Here is an 18,458-nt window from a genome sequence, read left to right as displayed (position 1 = left end):
ATAAAAATATGTTTTTTAACTATTAAACTTCAATTTTTTTCCTTACCTGCTCTAGAAGATTATCTTGGATGGATCCTTTCTCATTATCCCAGTTATGTTTATCTTCTACATATTTTTTATATAGATATGGAATTATTTTTAAACTAATATCTCTTATCGTTAATATTTTATTTACTTTGGAATTATCTGTATCATATGCTTGCGTTGCTGTCCATATGGGGGTATAACTTCCTTCTGGGCGTAAAATAAATCTATAAACTCCCTTATTATATGATAAAGTAACATCAACTCCTTTACATCCTTGGCATAAACCCATTGATAACATAGCATACATATTTTGTTCTATGTGTGGAATTTTAATATTTAAATCTCCATCATTTCCTCTTGCATTCGAATCATATGTTTGAATTTCGCTAATATATATATCGCCTAATGCACCATTATTAGTTCTTTTTACTTTCCAAGTTAACCATTCAAGTAAATCATGGTTAATCCTTCTAGTATTTATATCCGGAACGATATCAAATATGTCTCCAAGGTAAGGTACTAATTGATAAGTTAATGTATTTTCACAATTATTTGATGGAAATATTAATGTAACACTATCCCCTGGAATAAATATAAAGTCTTGAGGAATTGTTCTTATATACTCTCTTTTTATGAATTTTTCTAATAAATTTCTAGCATTTTCTGGAATATCTTTTTCCTTTTTTAAATCAATTATCTCTTGAGGTAATGGCTTATTTTTAATTACTTTTTTTTCAATATGTTTTACTACTAACATGTTTTGTACTGTACTTTTTTCAATTGGAGTACTATTTTCTATTGGTCCATCATTATCAAATTGGTATGCGACAAATCCTTTTTTACTTGGATCTTCAAAATCTATTAATCTATTGGAGCTTATTATTTTTATAAGCTTTTCAAAATCGGTAATTTTTTCACTTAAATTAATGTCTGTTCTAATGCTAACTTTATAAGTATAATATGTATTTTTACCACTAATCTGGGGCATATTTATAAATTGCATACTATAGATATAAATCTTTGCTTATTTATGATATAATAAATTTTTAACTATATGGCCGACGAATTTGAAAATTTCTTTTATTATAAAAGAGAATATATTTGCATATTAATAACAATAATTTATTCTTTAAAGATTTAATTTTATATTCTGTTATAATGTTTGCTTCAAGCTCATATTCATCTGCATCTTGTTTTAATATAACCATTAGTTGGCGCTTTATTGGCTTTATATTAATATCATTAGTAAGTATAAATCGTGCATCACCATTATTACAGTCATCTATAATTGTATCAAATTTATTACTGCTTGTTATGTCTATAATAATACTATTGTATTTTACATCTAAATATATATTTAAATTTCTTTTTATTGTATCAACAATATATTTTTTAAAAATGAAATTATTATTTATTATTATCTCTAAGGGGATTGTACCCTCTCTTCCATTTACATCAATTGATGTTATATTTTTAAATATTATTTGGGAACGCTTTGAATTACCTCTTTTTGATGATGAAAATAAGTTGCAATAATTATATTCAACATTTGTGGATGTCCTCAAAAATCCTATGCTAAATACGAATAATCCAAACATAAATAATAAACTATTATATTCTGTACATATCTCGTTAAATGACGGAATAACAGTATTTCTGAATGGTTCTATATAAAATAAGATTGATAATGTAGTTAAAATGGCCCCTACTCTCTTGAGTGTTATCTTTTTTATTATTGGATATGCTTTTTTACATATTTCATATAAATCAACAGGGCTTATTGGCATAATATCACATAATTTTTTCTAATAATTTAATTAATAATGTAAGATTTACATTTGTATAAATAAGCCCAGATTTGAAAATAGATATTTTTTCATATCTTTTTATGTAATCTTGAGAATTTATTTGGACATTATATGTTTTTAATATTTCTACTAATTTAATTATATTATTAAATCTTAACAATTCATCTATTTCATTAATTTCTTCTTCATTATCTAATCCTAGATAATCTATATATTCTAAAATATATTCATTATTATTCATTTTCACTATTAATTCAATAAATTCTGAATTGTTAAATATATAGTAACTATAATTTTTAAATTCTCTTAAATATCTACCTAACATTTCTGTTGATTCTATTAAGTAACTATTTTTTCTACTTTTTAAATCTATTTTATTAATTGTTAAATTATATTTTAATAGTTTATCATTAATTTTATTATAATCTAAGTCATCTATAACAATAATTTGATAATAGCTATTCTTGCTAGACTCCTTAATATCTACTGAGCAATAATTCATCGACTTCCCTTTTTGAATCTTCTCTGAATATTTTAAATTTTAAATTAATTAATAATATTTAGTACATATAGTAACTACATCTAATATTAATAATATTTCATACGATTATTAATCTATTCATTGTGGTATGTGAAAATATTTCAATCTTGCATTATAATATATCATTAACGAATCGATATTATATCTCTTATATGTTGCTTAGTCGTAAATTAGATTAAAAAACAGATTTCTTGCTAATAATTTCCACGTAACATTTATATACTATTATTGCATTCCAATACCCCAAGTATGAGGACAGTATGAGTGTCAACCGTGGAAAGACACTTATAAACCTACTCATCCCATCCTCTTTAACCGAGGAAAGTCCTGATCCAAGAATAAGGACATATAAAGTCGGCCAGATCGCGAGGGCCGCTTCCATATTCCGGGTCGATGAGATTGTAATATACAAGACCAAAGGACTTGATGACAGCAAGTTTATAAGTACCGTCTTGCGCTATGCGGAATGTCCGCCATATCTGCGGAAAAAGCTATTCCCTATGCAAGACAACCTGCGTTTTTGCGGGGTAATTCCACCGTTAAGGACACCCCATCATGCTGTCAGCGACTTACTCAAAAACGAAGAGGAATACCGAGAAGGTATTGTGACCAAGGTAGGATCTGACCAGAGCGTTTGGGTCGATGTCGGTCTCGACAGCCCGGTCCTCCTGAAGCCGCCACACGGCAGGCAACTACATACAGGAGAGCGCATATCGGTCAGGATCTTTTCGCGAAGACCAATAACGGTTCAGCTCGTGGATAAAAGAGATATCCCGCTGTACTGGGGTTATAATGTGCGTATAGCAAATACGCTACATGAAGAATTAAAGGATGCCGATGGCTTAAGGATAGCCACCTCCCGGTTTGGCCAAATGCTCGACCAGGCGACGCTATCCGAGATCAAAAATAAAACGAGGGATAAGGTACACTTTATATTCGGAAGCCCCAGCAAGGGAGTAGAGTCTGTTTTACACGACGAAGGACACAATATTAAGGACAGTTCCGATTACGTGGTGAATTCCATACCAGATCAGGGCGCAGCCACGGTGCGTACGGAAGAGGCAGTATATATTACACTGGGTCTCTTCAATCTTGTCTGGTAAGAATTACAGCGTAAGTATCTACAAAGATACCTGGCGATTGACAAAGCCAGAGCCTAATCCCGAAACACATTGGAGGATTGTCAATGGGACATGCACATGCACCAAGGCGTGGTTCGCTCGGGTTCAGCCCCCGTGTCAGGGCAAGGAGCCAGAAGCCCAAATACAGATCCTGGGCAGAGTTGGGCGACCAGCCAAGAATACAAGGATTTGTCGGATTTAAGGCAGGAATGTCACACATCATAATGATCGATGACAGGCCTAAGAGCAACACCGAAGGTATGGAGATATCCGTACCCGTAACAATAGTAGAGACCCCCGTGATGAAGGTAGCCGGTATCAGGGTATACAATGACAGCCCGTACGGCAAGAAGGTCATCGCTGAGGCCTGGACTAACGACTTCAACAAGCAGTTATCCAAGCTTATCAAGGCACCGAAGAACGGCTACAAGACCGAGGACGAGCTCGCCAAGATGGAAGAGTTCATCAAGAGCGGCGTGGTCGCAGACCTCCGCGTAATGGTCTTTACCGAGACTGACGGTGTCACTGGTATACCGAAGAAGGTACCCGAGTTAATGGAGAACAGGATCGGCGGCGGCGACATGGCCAAGAGGTTCGAGTTCGCAAAGTCACTCCTGGGCAAGCAGGTAGGCATCAAGGACGTATTCGCACCTGGCGAGTTAGTCGATGTATCCGCTATAACCAAGGGTAAGGGTACAAAGGGCCCGGTCACAAGATGGGGCGTAGCGATGCAGAAGAGGAAGCACGCCAGGACCGGTAAGAAGAGGCACATCGGTAACCTCGGTCCATGGAACCCGCACAGGGTCAGGTGGCAGGTACCGCAGCTCGGTCAGACTGGTTTCCACCAGAGGACCGAATACAACAAGAGGATCATAAAGTTCGGCGACATCGGACAGGACATCACTCCGGCAGGCGGCTTCAGCAACTACGGAGTAGTAAGGAACGAGTACATACTGCTCAAGGGTTCCATACCCGGCCCGGTCAAGAGAATGATCAGGATCAGGCCCGCAGTAAGGCCAAAGGACTCGCCGAAGCAGGCACCTGAGATATTGTACACGAGCAAGCTTTCGAAGCAGGGCTGCAGGAGATGAGATAGATGAACGCGAAAGTTTTTGACAGCAAGGGTAAGAAGGCTTCAGAGATAGCAGTGCCGGCAGTGTTCAGCGAGCCGTACAGGCCCGACATCATCAAGAAGGCAGTGCTCGCGGCACAGGCGAACAGGCTCCAGCCGTACGGCCCGGACAGGACAGCAGGAACGTTAAGCTCCGCTCACTCCTGGGGTAGCGGCAGAGGCGCAGCACAGGTGCCGAGGATGAAAAACGGCTCCAAGGCAATGGTCGTCCCGCAGGCAAGAGGCGGACGCTCAGCCCACGGACCGAACCCGAACCGCGACTACAGCGAGAAGATCAACAAGATGGAGAAAGTCAAGGCCATCCGCTCCGCTGTGGCAGCAACGATGAACCCCGAGCTCGTAAAGTCTCGCGGCTACATATACGAGGGAGAGCTCCCCCTTATAGTATCCGATGAGATAGAGGCGCTCACTAAGACCAAGGAAGTAGTTGATCTGCTTACCGCAATGGGCTTAGAGGCAGACCTCGAGAGGGCAAAGGAGAAGAAAGTACGCGCAGGCCGCGGAAAGATGAGGGGAAGGCAGTACAAGAAGAAGAAAGGCGTTCTCATCGTCATCGCAGAGGACAAGGGCATTGGCATTGCAGCAAGGAACTTGCCCGGAGTGGACGTAGTCACGCTCGACCAGCTTAACGTCGAGATACTCGCACCGGGAACCCACGCAGGCCGCCTTACAGTCTGGGGCGAAGGCGCGTTAAAGATGCTATCGGGTGAGGTTGAGTAAAATGATCATAAAGTATCCGTTCATAACAGAAAAGGCGACCTTATCATTAGACAAGAACAACACCCTTCAGTTCATGGTAGACCGCCAGGCGAACAAGACCCAGATAAAGGACGCCGTAGAGGAAATGTACAACGTTAAGGTGATCAAGGTAACCACCCAGCTCACCCCGCGTGGAGAAAAGAAGGCTATAGTGACTCTAAGCCCGGAGAACTCGGCTGAAGAGATCGCAAGCCGCTTAGGAGTGTTCTAACCCGGTAAGGGGGATTGATTATGGGAAAGCGATTAATGTCACAGAATAGAGGTAAGGGAACCCCGACATACAGGGCTACCTCTAGCAGGTTCAAGGCTGACCTTCAGCACATCAAGACCTATGGTGACGAGACCATTGAAGGCGTTATCACCGAGGTTTTACACGACCCCGCAAGGAACGCACCCATCGTCCGCGTAAAGTTCGGCAACGGTGAAGAGAAGCTCATACTTGCTCCGGAAGGCTTAGGTCTCGGGGACACGATCAAGTACGGCGTATCCGCAGAGATCAAGGTCGGAAACACCCTCCCGCTCAGCGAGATACCGGAAGGCTGCCCGATATGCAATATCGAATCGCAGCCGGGCGACGGCGGATCGTTCGCAAGGTCGACCGGAGTATACGCGATACTTGTAGCGCACGAGGCGAACCGCTCAGTAGTACAGTTACCGTCGGGCGAGATGAAATGGCTCAACCCCAAGTGCAGGGCCACCATCGGCGTAGTCGCAGGCGGAGGCAGGCTTGAGAAGCCCTTCGTGAAGGCAGGTAACAAGTTCTACAAGATGCAGAACAAGGCTGGCAAGTGGCCGGTCGTCAGAGGTGTCGCAATGAACGCCGTAGACCACCCGTTCGGTGGCGGCGGCAGGCAGCACCCGGGCAGGCCGAAGACCGTAGGAAGGCACACTTCACCCGGTAGGAAGGTCGGAAGCATAGCCGCGAGAAGAACAGGCATAGGGCACTAAACGGAGTTGTAATAATGGCTAGACAAGCAAAACAGGCTGGCAGGATCCCGAAGAGGAAGGAAGAGTTCACCTACCGCGGGTTCTCGGTCGCGGACATGAAAAAGATGGACCTCAACCAGATCGCGGAGATGTTACCCTCCCGCCAGAGAAGGAAAATAAAGAGAGAGTTCGGTGAGGAGCACATTAAGCTCATAAACCAGGTCAAGGCCGGAGAGACCAAGATCAAGACCCACTTAAGGGACATGATCATACTTCCGGACATGATAGGTATCACCTTTGAGATACACACCGGTAAGGAATGGAAAGCAGTTGAAGTCATCCCCGAGATGGTAGGACACTACATCGGGGAGTTCGCACCCACCAGGAAATACGTTACTCACGGTTCCGCAGGTATCGGTGCAACGAGAGGCAGCAAGTACGTGCCGCTGAAGTAAGCGAGGTTGATCAGGATGTCTAAAGTAGGTTATTCAGCAGAATATGACCCGGCCGTAACGGCCAAGGCTATGGCATACGAGATCGACGTCTCGCCGAAGCACTGTATCGAGATACTGAACTTCATCAAGGGCAAGAAAGTATCTGTCGCCAAGACTTACCTCGAGAACGTCATAGAGAAGAAACAGTCCATACCTTTCAAGAGGTTCGCAAGGAACGTCGGACACAAGAGGCACCAGACCGGCTGGGACGCAGGCAGGTACCCGGTCAAGGCAAGCAAGGAGATCTTAAAGCTTCTCAAGCACGCAGAGGCAAATGCCGAGTATAAGGGTCTCGAGCCCGAGAACATGAAGATCGTTCATGCAGTCTCAAAGAAGGGCAGGACCATCCAGGGCATCATGCCGAGAGCAATGGGAAGAGCCACCGCCTGGAACAAGGAGACCGTGACGGTCGAAGTAGTGATTGGAGAGTGAGCAGTTGGCGATAGAGAAGAAATTCGTAAACGAGGGCTTCAAGAAGGCCATGATAGATGAGTTCTTCATCGAGAGGCTCGACCGTGCGGGATACGGCGGAATGGAGATCAACAGGACCCCCATGGGTACCCAGATAACCATCAAGGCCGAAAAGCCGGGAATGATCATCGGTAAAGCCGGTAAGATGATAAGGAAATACACAAGGGACCTCGACACCCGCTTCAAGATGGACAACCCGCAGATCGACGTGCAGGAAGTCAAGAAGCCCGAGCTTAACGCCCAGATGATGGCGACCAGGCTCGCGAACGCGCTGGAGAGAGGATGGTACTTCCGTAAGGCAGGACAGTCCACGCTTCAGAGGATCATGGACGCCGGGGCCATGGGCTGTGAGATCGTCATAGCCGGAAAGCTCACCGGTGCCCGTAAGCGCCGCGAGAAGTTCATAGCTGGCTACATAGGCCACTGCGGAAAGCCGATCGAACAGCTCGTCGACGTCGGATACGCGCGCGCAAAGAAGAAATTAGGCATCATCGGCGTAAAGGTCAGGATAATGCCGCCCGGAGCGGTGCTTCCGGACCAGGTCGAGATCCTCAAGATCGATGTCGAGCCAGCTCCCGTAGAGAAGCCGGCAGCCAGGGCGGCAGAGGCAGCCCCGAAGGCAGACATAACCGAGGCAGTCACCGAGGCGACCACTACCGAAACCGTTGAGAAGATCATCGCCGAATCCGTCGAAGAGGCTGAAGCAGGGGCCGCGGCTGAAGACAAGCCAAAGAAGGCCTCTAAGAAACCTAAGAGGGAAGAGTAATGGCTATACTCAGATCAAAAGAGATACGCGATATGTCCGGGGACCAGCGCACAAAGCAGCTCAAGGACCTCAGGAACGAGCTCCTCAAGCAGCGCGCCATAACGGCGACTGGCGGTGCACCCGAGAACCCGGGTAAGATACGCGAGCTCAGAAGGACCATTGCAAGGATACTTACGATCCAGCACGAGGAGGAGAAGCGTTAACTTGGCCGTATGTGACAAGTGCGGACTCCCGGAGGACCTTTGCGTATGCGAAGAGATCTCCAAGGAGTCCCAGCGAGTTAGGATAACAACTGACAAAAGACGCTTCGGCAAGGTTGCAACGATCGTTGATGGTATAGATGACAAGGACATAGACCTTAAGGAGCTATCAAGCCTCCTTAAGGCGAAATGTGCTTGCGGCGGGACAATAAAGGATAGGACGATAGAGCTCCAGGGCGACCACAAAGAAAAGGTCAGAGAGATCCTGGAGAACATCGGCTATTCATCCGAGTCTATAGACGTAAAGTAAAAAACTCTTGCTCTATAGGAAAAGTATAAGAAGGCAAGGGTAGTCTTATGGACATCACGCCGGAGAATATCGTCTATCACGAGCTGATAGGTCTGGAGGTCGAGGTCGTTTCCCCGGCCTATCCTGATCTTAAAGGGACAGTCATCGACGAGTCCCGAAACATGCTCGTCCTGAAGACCGAAAAGCACGACAAAAAAGTCCCAAAGTCGTGCTGTTCGTTCATATTCACCCTCCCTGACGGGAGACGCGTGAAAGTCCTGGGGACTCTATTACTATCACAACCTGAAAACAGGATTCCAAAAAAGAAAAGAAGATGAACACTTGAAGGGGAAGTGGTCGGTCTACCGGCTAACCCTCGTAAAGTAGAGAAGAGGAATATAAATGGCAAAAGACATTGGTTTGAACGTAACCGCGCCACAGGAGGAGTGCGCCGACCCCAACTGTCCATTCCATGGCACTTTAAGTGTCAGAGGACAGTTACTCGAGGGCGTCGTGGTCTCCAGCAAGATGGATAAGACCGTCGTGGTGCAGCGCGAGTACTTAAAGCGCAACATTAAGTATGACAGGTATGAGAAGAGGAGGTCAAAGATCCACGCCCACAACCCTCCCTGCATTGATGCAAAGGAAGGGGACAAGGTCACCATAGCGGAGTGCAGGCCTCTCTCCAAGACTAAGACCTTCGTCATTGTGGAGGTATCGAAGTGAAGGCGATCAAGGCAAAAGTCCCAAGGTCCGTCCACACAGCGACACGTCTCGATGTCGCGGATAACTCCGGCGCAAGGGTCGTAGAGGTCATATCAGTCCTTAAGTACAGGGGACGCAAGAACAGGATGCCGCGTGCAGGCCTTGGCGATATCCTTATCGCATCCGTCAAGAAGGGCACCCCTGAGATGAGAAAGCAGATCGTCAGGTGTGTCATCGTCCGCCAGAAGAAAGAGTTCAGAAGGCCGAACGGCATGCGCGTATCTTTTGAGGACAACGCGTGCGTCGTAGTTGACGATAACAATGACCCGAAGGGTACCGAGATCAAGGGCCCGGTCGCAAGGGAAGTAGCCGAGCGTTACGCAAAGATCGGCTCTACTGCGACGATAATCGTGTAAGAGGTGGATTGTATGGTAACTTCATCACAGCCAAGAAAGCAGAGAAAGTACAGGTACAACGCACCGCTTCACATCAAGTCCAAGTTCATGACCGCTAACCTCAGCGAAGACCTCAAGAAGAAGTACAGCAAGAGGAGCGCCCGCGTAATAGTAGGCGACGTAGTAAAGATAATGAGGGGCGACCATGCCGGGACAGAGGGCAAGGTGCGCGAAGTAGACGTCAAGAGGGAGCACGTAACAGTAGAGGGAGTATCCGTTGCGAAGGCAGACGGAAAGGAAGAGGCAAGGCCCATCCACCCGTCGAACCTTATGATAACCAAGCTCAACCTCGAGGACGAGAAGAGAGTTGCATCACTGGAGAGGAAATAGATGGCAGGCAAACATTTAAAGAGAGTCGCAGCACCGCGCAAGTGGCCCATTACCAGGAAGACTTCAACGTGGGTAGCAAAGCCAACGCCAGGCGCGCACTCCGAAGAGAACGGAATGCCTCTCTTAATAGTATTAAGGGACATACTCGGTCTCGCTGACAAGAGCAAGGAGATCAAGCAGATCCTTCACGAAGGTAAAGTTCTGGTAGACGGCAAGGTCAGGAAAGACCACCGCTTTATCGTAGGCATGTTCGACGTTATCACCATACCGGCCCTTGAGTTAAGCTACAGGGTCATGATCGGCGGGAACGGAAAGTTAAAGCTGGTCAAGGTAACCGACGCAGGCACCAAGCTTTGCAAGATCGTCAACAAGACCGCAGTAAAGGGCGGCAAGATCCAGCTGAACTTCCACGACGGCACGACGATGCTCGCATCGAACGACTTCCACACCAAGGACAGCGTACTCTTAAGCGTCCCCGAGAAGAAGATCACAGAGCACTTACCGTATAACGTAGGCAGCTTTGTAATGGTCGTCGACGGTAAGCATGCAGGTACGCTCGGCACCGTAAAGAACATAAACGTCGTAAAGAGCTCATCGGCAAACACCGTGACCATCGAGGGCAAGGACGGACAGTTCGACACTATTGAAGATTATATATTCGTAGTCGGAAAGGATTCACCAGTACTGGAACTGGGGGTTAAGGCATGATGGCTAATGACATGGTGATCCCCAGGGTAGAGAAGGTCACAGTCCACATGAGCGTGGGCGAGTCCGGTAAGAAACTTTCCAACGCCGAGATGATCATGAAGACCATCACAGGCCAGACACCCGTCAGAACAGTCGCGAAGAAGACCCTTCCGAGCTTCAACATCAAGAAGAATGAGCCTATCGGCTGCAAAGTCACGCTGCGCGGCGAACTCGCTGATAAGTTCCTGAAGACCGCTTTTGCGATAAGAGAGAACACCCTCAGTCCGAGTAACTTTGACAACAATGGCAATTTCTCATTCGGTATCGAGGAACACACGGACTTTCCGGGAATGGAATACAATCCCGAGATAGGTATCTATGGAATGGACGTTATCGTATCGGTCGAGAGGCCGGGATACAGGATAAAGCGCAGAAAGGTTCAGAAGAAGGTAGTACCCACGAACCACAAGCTTACAAAGGATGACTCGATCGAGTATATCTCTAAGAACTATGGCGTGGAGGTAAAATAATGGAAAGATCTGGCAAAAAATTCGGACTGGGCGCCAACGTTTGCCGCAGATGCGGACGCAAGCAGGGGCTTATAAGGAAATATGGCGTCTATGTATGCCGCCAGTGCTTCAGGGAAATAGCCCAGGACATGGGTTTCCAAAAGTACGAGTGAGGTCGATATCATGGTATTATTAGATCCATTGGCAAATGCGCTCTCTGTCATAAAGAACGCTGAGGCGACCGGAAAGCAGGAGTGCGTATTAAACCCAGCATCCAAGATCATCGGCAACGTCCTGAAAGTCATGCAGGACGAGGGCTACGTTGGCGAGTACGAGTTCATCGATAACGGCAAGGCAGGCATGCTTAAGGTCAGCCTCGTCGGAAGGATAAACAAGTGTGGTGTCGTAAAGCCAAGGTTTGCCGTAGGCAAAGCCGATATGGAGAAATGGGAAAAGAGATTCTTACCCGCAAGGAACTTCGGTTTCCTTATACTCACAACCTCGCAGGGTGTCATGTCACATTATGACGCTGCGAAGAAGGGTATAGGCGGAGAGATTCTCGCTTACGTATATTAATTAAAATATTTTGAGGGATGCTCAAATGGCAGCAGAAAAAATCAGAGAGGTAGAGATCCCCCAGGGTGTAACCGTATCTGTAAACGGTGCAACTTTGACCGCAAAGGGTCAAAAGGGACAGATATCCCGCGACTTCAAGTATCCGGGAATATCGGTCAAGGTAGACGGTGAAAAGGTCTTAGTCGAGACCGTAAGGGACGAAAAACAGTCCAAGGCCACCGTCGGAACCTACGCATCTCATATCAATAACATGATCACGGGTGTATCCGAGGGATTCGAGTACAACATGAAGATCGTCTATACCCACTTCCCTATACAGGTGAAGGTCGAGGGTAAGGACAGCAAAGTATCGATCGGGAATTTCCTCGGAGAGAGAAAGCCAAGGTCAGCGACCATCATGGGCGACACTAAGGTCGACCTCCAGGGTGACAGGCTGGTCTTGACCGGTATCAACAAGGAGCATGTCGGCCAGACTGCGGCTAACATCGAGCAGGCTTGCCGTATCAGGAAGAGAGACCCGAGAGTATTCCAGGATGGAATTTACATAACCAAGAAGGCGTGATCTTAATGGCAGCTAAAAAATCAACCAAGGAATCAAAGGGCTCCAAGGCAGAAGCTAAGAAATTAAAGGAAGAGTCCATCGAGGTCAAGGCCGCCGAGACCAAGACCGCTGCAAAGGCAGAAGCCAAAGCAGTCAAGGGAGTCCGCAAAGAGTCCGCAAAAGCAGCAGCGCCTCAGGTAAAGGCAAGGCCTCTCCCGAGACCGGTCGAGAAATCCTCGCTGGAGCTCGACGAAGAGACGAAGAGGCTTCTTGGAGCGAGAAAGACCAACAAGGCATCACACCCGGAATTCAGAAGGATTGACGCTCACAAAAAGGACAAGCTCGCACCTAACTGGAGAAGGCCAAGGGGTCACCACTCACAGCTGAGAAGGAACCGCAAGGCAAAGGGCGCACGTGTCAAGGCAGGATACGGTTCCCCGGCAGTCATCAACGGATACCACCCGTCCGGCTACGAGGAAGTTTACGTAAGCAAGCCCGAAGATGTCAGGAGCGTGACCAGGCTACAGGCTATCAGGATAGCAGGTACCGTCGGCAAGAAGAAAAAGATCGAGATCGAGAAGTTAGCAAAAGAGCTGAACATCAAGGTCCTGAACCCGTTAAACACCTTTGAGGAGGTACAGTAAATGACTGACCTTTCAAACCAGAAGAGACTTGCAGCAGCACTGCTCAAGGTAGGCCAGACAAGAGTATGGATGGACCCGGAAAGAGGAGAGGACATTGCGACCGCGATCACCAGGGAAGACATCAGGGGCCTTATAGAGCAGGGCATCATAAAGAGGACCGCAGCTGTAGGCATTAGCCGTGGCAGGGCCCGCGCTCGCGACATAAAGCGCGAGAAGGGACACCGCAAGGGACACGGAAGCCGCAGAGGCGCAAAGGGTGCCCGCACTCCGAAGAAAGAGCTGTGGATGAGGAAGATAAGGGCTCAGAGAAAACTTCTGAAGGAGATGAGGGACGACGAAAAGAGTCTCGCTCCGGGCCAGTATCGCAAGCTGTACAGAAAAGCGAAAGGTGGAGAGTTCAGGAACGTTGCGCACCTGAAGTCGTACATAGCATATTCAGCGCATAAGAAATAAGAGGTGCTAAGAATGGCAACAGGACCAAGATATAAGGTAGCCTTCAGGAGAAGAAGGGAAGGTAAGACCGATTACCACCAGAGGCTTAAGCTTATCGTTTCAAAGAAACCAAGGCTTGTAGTAAGAAAGACGCTGAACCAGATCATCGCCCAGGTAATAATCGCAAAGCCGGACGGCGACTATGTTCTGGCTTCCGCGACCTCTAAGGATCTTACAAAGGACTTTGACTACAAGGGTGCGACAAAGAACACCTCTGCAGCGTACCTTACAGGTATGCTCGCAGGCTTCAGGGCACTGGAGGCAGGTGTCGAAGAGGCAGTTCTCGATGCAGGTCTCGCGACCAACAGGAAAGGTTCCAGGGTCTACGCCGCGCTTAAGGGCGCAATAGACGCAGGACTTGAGATACCGTGTGATGAGGAGATCTTCCCCTCCGATGAGAGGATCAGGGGAGAGCACGTCGCAGGTAACTCCGAGAGCAGCTTCTCCGAGTACGAGAAGAGAGGCTTGAAAGCGTCGGACCTTCCGGCACACTTCGATGAAGTGAAGAACAAGATAACCAGCGAATTTGAGGGAGAATAAACATGGTCTACGAACAGGAAGTAGCATGGGTCCCAAAGACCAGACTAGGTAAGCTGGTGGCCGAGGGTAAGATAAAGACCATCGAAGAGGCTTTTGACACCGGGCTGCCAATTAAAGAGCCGGAGATCGTCGACGCGCTCATACCGGACCTGGTAGATGAGGTTCTGGACATTAAGATGGTCCAGAGAATGACTGACTCGGGCAGGAGAGTAAAATTCAGGACCACCGTCGTCATCGGCAACGGTAACGGCTACGTGGGTCTTGCTGAGGGTAAGGACGTACAGGTCGGCCCCGCAATAAGGAAAGCCATAGAGATGGCCAAGCTTAACATAATCAACGTAAAGCGCGGCTGCGGCTCATGGGAATGCGGCTGCGGCTTATCGCACACCGTACCGAGCAAGGTAGAGGGCAAGGCAGGCTCATTAACGGTCACCCTCATACCGGCGCCAAGAGGTCTCGGCATCGCTGCAGGCGGACCTGCAAAGAAGGTGCTCGAGATGGCCGGATACAAGGATGTCTGGTCAAGGACCGAGGGTGAGACCAGGACCACGATCAACTACGCACTGGCTACCTACAGGGCTCTTGAGAAGACCAATACCATCAGGACCAAGAAGGAGGCAGAGTAAAATGTATGCTATCATAAGGCTCAGGGGTACAGTAAATACCAGGCCGGAGATCAAGGATACATTAAAGATGCTCCGCCTGAACCAGATCAACCACTGTGTCGTCGTCCCCGAGACGCCGAACTACAAGGGCATGATCCAGGTCGTAAAGGACTTTGTAGCGTTCGGACCGATAAACTCCGAGGCGCTCGTCACCATACTCGAGAACCGTGGCAAGCTTGAAGGCGGCGTTAAGCTGACCGACGAGTACGTCGCACAGAACTCCGGGTACAAGAACATCGCGGAATTCGCGGCTGCAGTGGTGGACGGAAAAGCAAAGCTCGATGATATGCCAAACTTAAAGCCCGTATTCAGGATGCACCCGCCAAGGAAAGGCCACTCAGGCCTTAAGAGGACATACCAGCAGGGCGGTGCTCTGGGCAACTACGGTGAGGAGATCTCAGATCTCATCGAGCGCATGAGGTGATCATCATGGTAAAACAAAAGAATAAGTCATACAGGGGCTCCAGAACTTGTGGGGGAGGAACCCACAAGAACCGCCGTAACGGTGGAAGCCGCGGTGGCAGAGGACACGCTGGCGCCTGCAAGCACCACACCTTCCGGGCAATGAGGGAAGGCTGGATGTACGGTAAACACGGCTTCAAGAGGCCTCTTGTGACACAGACCGTAGTCTCCTTCATTAACATCGGCGAGATCGACGAGATCGCCGATAACCTTATTGAGACCGGACTTGCTCAGGAAAAAGACGGCGCGATCGCGATAAATCTTGACGACCTTGGCATTGACAAATTACTTGGCAATGGCAACGTAAGCAAGAAATACGTGATCACAGTAAGCAACGCGTCCGCATCGGCTAAGGCAAAGATTGAAGAGCTTGGCGGACAAATTATAACCGAGACAGAGACCGCGTGAGACACGCGTTGTACGGACATACAAAAAGAAAGGTGTCATAATGGGAGAAACGGGTATAAAAGATCGAATTGAACCCTTCCTCAGGAAGCTTCCGGCCGTAAAACGGCCGGAAAAACATGTCCACTTCAAGAAGAAATTCATGTGGACTGTAGGGATATTAGTATTGTACTTCATACTATCGAATATTGCAGTATTCGGGCTAAGCAAGGATTCTCAGGACGTACTTGAATCATATCGTGCGATATTCGCAGGTGCGTCCGGTTCAATCATCCTGCTTGGTATCGGGCCTATAGTCACGGCTTCGATAGTGCTGCAGCTTCTGGTAGGTGCTGAAATACTACCGCTCGATGTTTCTCAACCGAAGGATCAAGCGATCTTTCAGGGACTCCAAAAGCTTTTGGTTTTTGTGATGATAGTCCTTGAGACCCTTCCCCAGATATTCGGAGGCTTCCTCCAGCCCGATGCAGGTATCGCATCGACGCTGGGTATAGACACCGGCCTCCTCGCCTTTATTATATTCATTCAGATATTCATAGGCGGCGTCCTGATCCTTTATATGGACGAAATTGTGTCCAAATGGGGTATCGGGAGCGGTGTAAGCTTATTCATCGTTGCAGGTGTGGCACAGGCTCTCATCAGCGGCATATTCAACTGGAACCCGCCGTTCATCGGCAAGCCTATAGGCTTGAACATAGCCGAGTTAGGCGGCAGGGATAACCTTCCCATTGGTTTCCTGTTCAAATGGCAGTATTTACTGACCGATCCCAGCATCGGCCTTAACTATCTGCTGACCTCTAACGGTCTATTGCTCATGCTGACCCGCGGTGAGATACTTGCGTTATTCGCAACGGTCATCATCTTCCTGCTTGTCGTGTACGTTGAATCCACCAGGATAGAGATCCCTCTTGCACACTCTTCGGTAAGGGGTGCACGCGGTAAGTTCCCCGTAAAATTAATTTACGCGTCGGTCTTACCGATGATCCTTGTCAGGGCACTGCAGGCGAACGTTCAATTGATCGGCAGCTTGTTATATAACAGGTATAATTTCACATGGCTCGGGCAGTATGACCAGTATGGTACACCTGTATCAGGCCTTGTGTTCTACCTGAACCCGATAAGGGGTCCGCAGGATTGGATCCCGTCGCTGGCTGCCCAGGCATATCCCGGTATACAGCTATGGCAGATCGGTTTACACTTCCTCGTAGACGCGTTCATCCTGATCGCAGGCGGTATACTGTTCGCTATATTCTGGGTCGAGACGACCGGCATGGGCGCTTCCCGTGTCGCGAAGCAGATCCAGAGAAGCGGTATGCAGATACCGGGCTTCAGAAGAAATGAGCAGGTCATCGAAAAGGTGGTATCCCGTTATATCCCGAAGGTCACGGTCATAGGCGGTGCTTTCATAGGCGTTCTTACGCTTATCGCGAGCATGTTCGGTCTATTGGGTGGCATCGGAGGTACCGGTATGCTTCTTGCTGTGAGCATCATCTATCAGCTCTACGAAAAGTTCGCTAGCGAACAGCTCATGGAGATGCACCCGCTCATGCGTAAATTCCTCGGTGAGGAGTAGGTTTAGATGCAGATCGTTCTATTCGGTCCGCCTGGTGCCGGTAAAGGCACCCAGGCTAAATTTTTATCAGAGGAGTACAACATCCCCCATATCTCCACCGGAGATATCCTGAGGGAGAACGTTAAAAATGGTACCGAGCTGGGCAAGAAAGCTAAGACTTATATGGATAAGGGAGAGCTTGTCCCGGACAAATTACTTATCGATCTTATAAAGGAAAGGCTTGAAAGGCCAGACACTCGCAAAGGGTTCCTTCTTGATGGTTTCCCAAGGACTATACCCCAGGCAAAAGCCCTGGACGTGATACTGGATGAGATCAACAAGAAACTCGATGCGGTCATCAACATCGACGTGGGCACTAACGAGCTGGTAAGAAGATTATCCGGAAGAAGGATCTGCAAGAAGTGCGGCGCATCGTATCACCTGATGTTCAATCCGTCAAAGACCAAGGATCTCTGCGATCTCTGTGGCGGTGAACTTTATCAGAGGGATGATGACAAAGAGGCCGCTATAAAGAACAGGCTTGAAGTTTATAAGAATCAGACAGAGCCAGTATTGGACTATTATAAGGGGCAGGACCTGCTGATAGATGTCGACGGCGAAAAAGAGATCGAAGATGTCACATCGGAGATAAGGGCTGCTCTTGTAAAGTTCCAATAATGTTTTATATTTTTATATTTATTTTATTAATTATGTATTGGTGAGTATAAATGAGCGACAAGGGGAAGGAAAAATCAAGCCTGATGGCTAACATTGAACGTATAATTTTGATCCTCGGTTTTGGTGTGCTTATCGCATCGTTCGTACTGGGTCCGACATTCAGGGACGTAGTCGCCGGTGGTGTCGATAAGCTGGTGGAACCGATCATTACGACCATGCCATTTTACATAGTGATAATGGTCATCGCTATAATAGTGGCTACATGCTCGTCTTTTATCCAGAAATATACTATGAACTGGGAATTGATGAGGAGGGTCACTGAGAAAAATAAGGTGTTCCAGAAGGAGTTCCGTGAGGCACAGCTTTCAGGGAACAAGCATAAGCTAAAGAAACTGGAAGAGGAGCGCATGTCCATGCTGGAGGATCAGACGTCAATGTCCAAACAGCAGATGAAGCCTCTTGCATATATCACGCTCATATCTATCCCGTTGTTCATATGGGCATTCTGGTACCTTTCCCAGCCGCAGCATGCGGGAATGTCAATGACATTTCCGTTCTGGGGAGAGCAACTCTTTACCACCACTGCTTTCTTCGTATTCCAGTACTGGATAGTATGGTCAATTATGTGTTCGCTAGCTGTTAGCCAGGTTATCCGTAAGGCGTTCAATGTCGGTGTATAGAA

31 protein-coding genes are annotated in these 18,458 nt (G+C 47.7%); 28 read left to right on the top strand and 3 right to left on the bottom strand.

Annotated features, from left to right (window positions below):
- Positions 1 to 22: 22 nt before the first annotated feature.
- Genes CUJ83_RS00720 through CUJ83_RS00710 form a run of 3 tightly spaced genes read right to left on the bottom strand, consistent with a single transcriptional unit; the run spans position 23 to position 2,337 of the window.
- The gene (locus CUJ83_RS00720; protein WP_230739428.1) at positions 23 to 1,015 is read right to left on the bottom strand and encodes a hypothetical protein; all 993 of its coding nucleotides are present in this window, start codon (positions 1,013 to 1,015) and stop codon (positions 23 to 25) included.
- Between the two features lie 58 nt (positions 1,016 to 1,073).
- Entirely contained in the window at positions 1,074 to 1,814 is a 741-nt protein-coding gene (locus CUJ83_RS00715; protein WP_230739427.1) for a hypothetical protein, read from the bottom strand.
- A gap of 4 nt (positions 1,815 to 1,818) precedes the next feature.
- Positions 1,819 to 2,337 (bottom strand): hypothetical protein, encoded by a 519-nt coding sequence (locus tag CUJ83_RS00710; RefSeq protein WP_230739425.1) that lies wholly within the window; start codon positions 2,335 to 2,337, stop codon positions 1,819 to 1,821.
- A gap of 299 nt (positions 2,338 to 2,636) precedes the next feature.
- Here CUJ83_RS00710 and CUJ83_RS00705 point away from each other — a divergent pair, with 299 nt between their 5' ends.
- From CUJ83_RS00705 to CUJ83_RS00570, 28 genes are all read left to right on the top strand, one after another.
- On the top strand, positions 2,637 to 3,479 hold the full coding sequence (locus tag CUJ83_RS00705; RefSeq protein ID WP_230739423.1) for a putative RNA uridine N3 methyltransferase: 843 nt from the start codon (positions 2,637 to 2,639) through the stop codon (positions 3,477 to 3,479).
- Between the two features lie 83 nt (positions 3,480 to 3,562).
- Positions 3,563 to 4,588, top strand: a complete 1,026-nt coding sequence (locus tag CUJ83_RS00700; protein WP_230739421.1) for a 50S ribosomal protein L3 — start codon at positions 3,563 to 3,565, stop codon at positions 4,586 to 4,588.
- A 5-nt stretch (positions 4,589 to 4,593) separates the two neighbouring features.
- Positions 4,594 to 5,349 carry a 50S ribosomal protein L4 gene (gene rpl4p, locus CUJ83_RS00695; protein ID WP_230739419.1) on the top strand — a complete coding sequence of 252 codons (756 nt, stop codon included), beginning with the start codon at positions 4,594 to 4,596 and terminating at the stop codon, positions 5,347 to 5,349.
- 1 nt (position 5,350) lies between these two features.
- Entirely contained in the window at positions 5,351 to 5,599 is a 249-nt protein-coding gene (locus tag CUJ83_RS00690; protein WP_230739417.1) for a 50S ribosomal protein L23, read from the top strand.
- A gap of 20 nt (positions 5,600 to 5,619) precedes the next feature.
- Positions 5,620 to 6,336, top strand: a complete 717-nt coding sequence (locus tag CUJ83_RS00685; protein WP_230739415.1) for a 50S ribosomal protein L2 — start codon at positions 5,620 to 5,622, stop codon at positions 6,334 to 6,336.
- 14 nt (positions 6,337 to 6,350) lie between these two features.
- Entirely contained in the window at positions 6,351 to 6,770 is a 420-nt protein-coding gene (locus tag CUJ83_RS00680) for a 30S ribosomal protein S19 (RefSeq protein ID WP_230739413.1), read from the top strand.
- A 15-nt stretch (positions 6,771 to 6,785) separates the two neighbouring features.
- Positions 6,786 to 7,241, top strand: a complete 456-nt coding sequence (locus CUJ83_RS00675; RefSeq protein ID WP_230739411.1) for a 50S ribosomal protein L22 — start codon at positions 6,786 to 6,788, stop codon at positions 7,239 to 7,241.
- 4 nt (positions 7,242 to 7,245) lie between these two features.
- Positions 7,246 to 8,046 (top strand): 30S ribosomal protein S3, encoded by an 801-nt coding sequence (locus CUJ83_RS00670; RefSeq protein WP_230739410.1) that lies wholly within the window; start codon positions 7,246 to 7,248, stop codon positions 8,044 to 8,046.
- Positions 8,046 to 8,249 carry a 50S ribosomal protein L29 gene (rpmC, locus tag CUJ83_RS00665; protein WP_230739408.1) on the top strand — a complete coding sequence of 68 codons (204 nt, stop codon included), beginning with the start codon at positions 8,046 to 8,048 and terminating at the stop codon, positions 8,247 to 8,249. Before CUJ83_RS00670 ends, rpmC begins: the two co-directional genes overlap by 1 nt.
- 1 nt (position 8,250) lies before the next feature.
- Complete coding sequence (gene yciH, locus CUJ83_RS00660) at positions 8,251 to 8,556, top strand: stress response translation initiation inhibitor YciH (RefSeq protein WP_230739406.1); 306 nt, start codon at positions 8,251 to 8,253, stop codon at positions 8,554 to 8,556.
- Positions 8,557 to 8,603: 47 nt separating this feature from the next.
- Positions 8,604 to 8,873 carry a ribonuclease P protein component 1 gene (locus CUJ83_RS00655; protein WP_230739405.1) on the top strand — a complete coding sequence of 90 codons (270 nt, stop codon included), beginning with the start codon at positions 8,604 to 8,606 and terminating at the stop codon, positions 8,871 to 8,873.
- A 64-nt stretch (positions 8,874 to 8,937) separates the two neighbouring features.
- On the top strand, positions 8,938 to 9,261 hold the full coding sequence (locus tag CUJ83_RS00650) for a 30S ribosomal protein S17 (RefSeq protein ID WP_230739403.1): 324 nt from the start codon (positions 8,938 to 8,940) through the stop codon (positions 9,259 to 9,261).
- Positions 9,258 to 9,656, top strand: a complete 399-nt coding sequence (locus CUJ83_RS00645; RefSeq protein WP_230739401.1) for a 50S ribosomal protein L14 — start codon at positions 9,258 to 9,260, stop codon at positions 9,654 to 9,656. The genes CUJ83_RS00650 and CUJ83_RS00645 overlap by 4 nt, the downstream gene beginning before the upstream one ends.
- Before the next feature lie 12 nt (positions 9,657 to 9,668).
- Entirely contained in the window at positions 9,669 to 10,025 is a 357-nt protein-coding gene (rplX, locus tag CUJ83_RS00640) for a 50S ribosomal protein L24 (protein ID WP_230739399.1), read from the top strand.
- On the top strand, positions 10,026 to 10,733 hold the full coding sequence (locus CUJ83_RS00635; RefSeq protein WP_230739397.1) for a 30S ribosomal protein S4e: 708 nt from the start codon (positions 10,026 to 10,028) through the stop codon (positions 10,731 to 10,733). It abuts the gene before it with no gap.
- Positions 10,733 to 11,242, top strand: coding sequence for a 50S ribosomal protein L5 (locus CUJ83_RS00630; protein WP_369423853.1), 510 nt, complete (start codon positions 10,733 to 10,735; stop codon positions 11,240 to 11,242). Before CUJ83_RS00635 ends, CUJ83_RS00630 begins: the two co-directional genes overlap by 1 nt.
- Positions 11,242 to 11,394 (top strand): 30S ribosomal protein S14, encoded by a 153-nt coding sequence (locus tag CUJ83_RS00625; protein ID WP_230739388.1) that lies wholly within the window; start codon positions 11,242 to 11,244, stop codon positions 11,392 to 11,394. The genes CUJ83_RS00630 and CUJ83_RS00625 overlap by 1 nt, the downstream gene beginning before the upstream one ends.
- 10 nt (positions 11,395 to 11,404) lie before the next feature.
- Complete coding sequence (locus tag CUJ83_RS00620) at positions 11,405 to 11,797, top strand: 30S ribosomal protein S8 (RefSeq protein ID WP_230739386.1); 393 nt, start codon at positions 11,405 to 11,407, stop codon at positions 11,795 to 11,797.
- Between the two features lie 25 nt (positions 11,798 to 11,822).
- Positions 11,823 to 12,359, top strand: a complete 537-nt coding sequence (locus tag CUJ83_RS00615; RefSeq protein ID WP_230739384.1) for a 50S ribosomal protein L6 — start codon at positions 11,823 to 11,825, stop codon at positions 12,357 to 12,359.
- Positions 12,360 to 12,364: 5 nt separating this feature from the next.
- Positions 12,365 to 12,982 (top strand): 50S ribosomal protein L32e, encoded by a 618-nt coding sequence (locus tag CUJ83_RS00610; RefSeq protein ID WP_230739382.1) that lies wholly within the window; start codon positions 12,365 to 12,367, stop codon positions 12,980 to 12,982.
- On the top strand, positions 12,983 to 13,435 hold the full coding sequence (locus tag CUJ83_RS00605) for a 50S ribosomal protein L19e (protein WP_230739379.1): 453 nt from the start codon (positions 12,983 to 12,985) through the stop codon (positions 13,433 to 13,435).
- Between the two features lie 12 nt (positions 13,436 to 13,447).
- A complete protein-coding gene (locus CUJ83_RS00600; protein WP_230739377.1) occupies positions 13,448 to 14,014 on the top strand; it encodes a 50S ribosomal protein L18 in 567 nt (188 codons plus the stop codon).
- 2 nt (positions 14,015 to 14,016) lie between these two features.
- Positions 14,017 to 14,640 carry a 30S ribosomal protein S5 gene (locus CUJ83_RS00595; protein WP_230739375.1) on the top strand — a complete coding sequence of 208 codons (624 nt, stop codon included), beginning with the start codon at positions 14,017 to 14,019 and terminating at the stop codon, positions 14,638 to 14,640.
- 1 nt (position 14,641) lies between these two features.
- A complete protein-coding gene (locus tag CUJ83_RS00590) occupies positions 14,642 to 15,103 on the top strand; it encodes a 50S ribosomal protein L30 (RefSeq protein ID WP_230739373.1) in 462 nt (153 codons plus the stop codon).
- A gap of 5 nt (positions 15,104 to 15,108) precedes the next feature.
- Positions 15,109 to 15,549 carry an uL15m family ribosomal protein gene (locus CUJ83_RS00585; protein ID WP_230739371.1) on the top strand — a complete coding sequence of 147 codons (441 nt, stop codon included), beginning with the start codon at positions 15,109 to 15,111 and terminating at the stop codon, positions 15,547 to 15,549.
- A gap of 40 nt (positions 15,550 to 15,589) precedes the next feature.
- A complete protein-coding gene (gene secY / locus CUJ83_RS00580; RefSeq protein WP_230739362.1) occupies positions 15,590 to 17,119 on the top strand; it encodes a preprotein translocase subunit SecY in 1,530 nt (509 codons plus the stop codon).
- Between the two features lie 6 nt (positions 17,120 to 17,125).
- Positions 17,126 to 17,776 carry an adenylate kinase gene (locus tag CUJ83_RS00575; RefSeq protein WP_230739360.1) on the top strand — a complete coding sequence of 217 codons (651 nt, stop codon included), beginning with the start codon at positions 17,126 to 17,128 and terminating at the stop codon, positions 17,774 to 17,776.
- Between the two features lie 50 nt (positions 17,777 to 17,826).
- Complete coding sequence (locus CUJ83_RS00570) at positions 17,827 to 18,456, top strand: DUF106 domain-containing protein (RefSeq protein WP_230739358.1); 630 nt, start codon at positions 17,827 to 17,829, stop codon at positions 18,454 to 18,456.
- Positions 18,457 to 18,458 lie beyond the last annotated feature (2 nt).

Origin of the sequence: Methanooceanicella nereidis, from assembly GCF_021023085.1 — an archaeon.
In the GTDB taxonomy this organism is placed as follows: domain Archaea; phylum Halobacteriota; class Methanocellia; order Methanocellales; family Methanocellaceae; genus Methanooceanicella; species Methanooceanicella nereidis.
This window is presented reverse-complemented; position numbering and strand designations above follow the sequence as displayed.

What these genes read in the sequence shown, in the direction of transcription:
- CUJ83_RS00570 (WP_230739358.1), top strand. Translation starts at nt 17,827, where the DNA reads ATGAGCGACAAGGGGAAGGAAAAATCAAGCCTGATGGCTAACATTGAA.
- CUJ83_RS00680 (WP_230739413.1), top strand. Translation starts at nt 6,351, where the DNA reads ATGGCTAGACAAGCAAAACAGGCTGGCAGGATCCCGAAGAGGAAGGAA.
- secY (WP_230739362.1), top strand. Translation starts at nt 15,590, where the DNA reads ATGGGAGAAACGGGTATAAAAGATCGAATTGAACCCTTCCTCAGGAAG.
- rplX (WP_230739399.1), top strand. Translation starts at nt 9,669, where the DNA reads ATGGTAACTTCATCACAGCCAAGAAAGCAGAGAAAGTACAGGTACAAC.
- CUJ83_RS00600 (WP_230739377.1), top strand. Translation starts at nt 13,448, where the DNA reads ATGGCAACAGGACCAAGATATAAGGTAGCCTTCAGGAGAAGAAGGGAA.
- CUJ83_RS00575 (WP_230739360.1), top strand. Translation starts at nt 17,126, where the DNA reads ATGCAGATCGTTCTATTCGGTCCGCCTGGTGCCGGTAAAGGCACCCAG.
- CUJ83_RS00605 (WP_230739379.1), top strand. Translation starts at nt 12,983, where the DNA reads ATGACTGACCTTTCAAACCAGAAGAGACTTGCAGCAGCACTGCTCAAG.
- CUJ83_RS00720 (WP_230739428.1), bottom strand. Translation starts at nt 1,015, where the DNA reads ATGCCCCAGATTAGTGGTAAAAATACATATTATACTTATAAAGTTAGC.
- CUJ83_RS00590 (WP_230739373.1), top strand. Translation starts at nt 14,642, where the DNA reads ATGTATGCTATCATAAGGCTCAGGGGTACAGTAAATACCAGGCCGGAG.
- CUJ83_RS00690 (WP_230739417.1), top strand. Translation starts at nt 5,351, where the DNA reads ATGATCATAAAGTATCCGTTCATAACAGAAAAGGCGACCTTATCATTA.
- CUJ83_RS00625 (WP_230739388.1), top strand. Translation starts at nt 11,242, where the DNA reads ATGGAAAGATCTGGCAAAAAATTCGGACTGGGCGCCAACGTTTGCCGC.
- CUJ83_RS00615 (WP_230739384.1), top strand. Translation starts at nt 11,823, where the DNA reads ATGGCAGCAGAAAAAATCAGAGAGGTAGAGATCCCCCAGGGTGTAACC.
- CUJ83_RS00705 (WP_230739423.1), top strand. Translation starts at nt 2,637, where the DNA reads ATGAGTGTCAACCGTGGAAAGACACTTATAAACCTACTCATCCCATCC.
- rpmC (WP_230739408.1), top strand. Translation starts at nt 8,046, where the DNA reads ATGGCTATACTCAGATCAAAAGAGATACGCGATATGTCCGGGGACCAG.
- rpl4p (WP_230739419.1), top strand. Translation starts at nt 4,594, where the DNA reads ATGAACGCGAAAGTTTTTGACAGCAAGGGTAAGAAGGCTTCAGAGATA.
- CUJ83_RS00585 (WP_230739371.1), top strand. Translation starts at nt 15,109, where the DNA reads ATGGTAAAACAAAAGAATAAGTCATACAGGGGCTCCAGAACTTGTGGG.
- CUJ83_RS00650 (WP_230739403.1), top strand. Translation starts at nt 8,938, where the DNA reads ATGGCAAAAGACATTGGTTTGAACGTAACCGCGCCACAGGAGGAGTGC.
- CUJ83_RS00595 (WP_230739375.1), top strand. Translation starts at nt 14,017, where the DNA reads ATGGTCTACGAACAGGAAGTAGCATGGGTCCCAAAGACCAGACTAGGT.
- CUJ83_RS00630 (WP_369423853.1), top strand. Translation starts at nt 10,733, where the DNA reads ATGGCTAATGACATGGTGATCCCCAGGGTAGAGAAGGTCACAGTCCAC.
- CUJ83_RS00620 (WP_230739386.1), top strand. Translation starts at nt 11,405, where the DNA reads ATGGTATTATTAGATCCATTGGCAAATGCGCTCTCTGTCATAAAGAAC.
- CUJ83_RS00700 (WP_230739421.1), top strand. Translation starts at nt 3,563, where the DNA reads ATGGGACATGCACATGCACCAAGGCGTGGTTCGCTCGGGTTCAGCCCC.
- CUJ83_RS00635 (WP_230739397.1), top strand. Translation starts at nt 10,026, where the DNA reads ATGGCAGGCAAACATTTAAAGAGAGTCGCAGCACCGCGCAAGTGGCCC.
- CUJ83_RS00675 (WP_230739411.1), top strand. Translation starts at nt 6,786, where the DNA reads ATGTCTAAAGTAGGTTATTCAGCAGAATATGACCCGGCCGTAACGGCC.
- CUJ83_RS00610 (WP_230739382.1), top strand. Translation starts at nt 12,365, where the DNA reads ATGGCAGCTAAAAAATCAACCAAGGAATCAAAGGGCTCCAAGGCAGAA.
- CUJ83_RS00655 (WP_230739405.1), top strand. Translation starts at nt 8,604, where the DNA reads ATGGACATCACGCCGGAGAATATCGTCTATCACGAGCTGATAGGTCTG.
- CUJ83_RS00685 (WP_230739415.1), top strand. Translation starts at nt 5,620, where the DNA reads ATGGGAAAGCGATTAATGTCACAGAATAGAGGTAAGGGAACCCCGACA.
- CUJ83_RS00710 (WP_230739425.1), bottom strand. Translation starts at nt 2,337, where the DNA reads ATGAATTATTGCTCAGTAGATATTAAGGAGTCTAGCAAGAATAGCTAT.
- CUJ83_RS00715 (WP_230739427.1), bottom strand. Translation starts at nt 1,814, where the DNA reads ATGCCAATAAGCCCTGTTGATTTATATGAAATATGTAAAAAAGCATAT.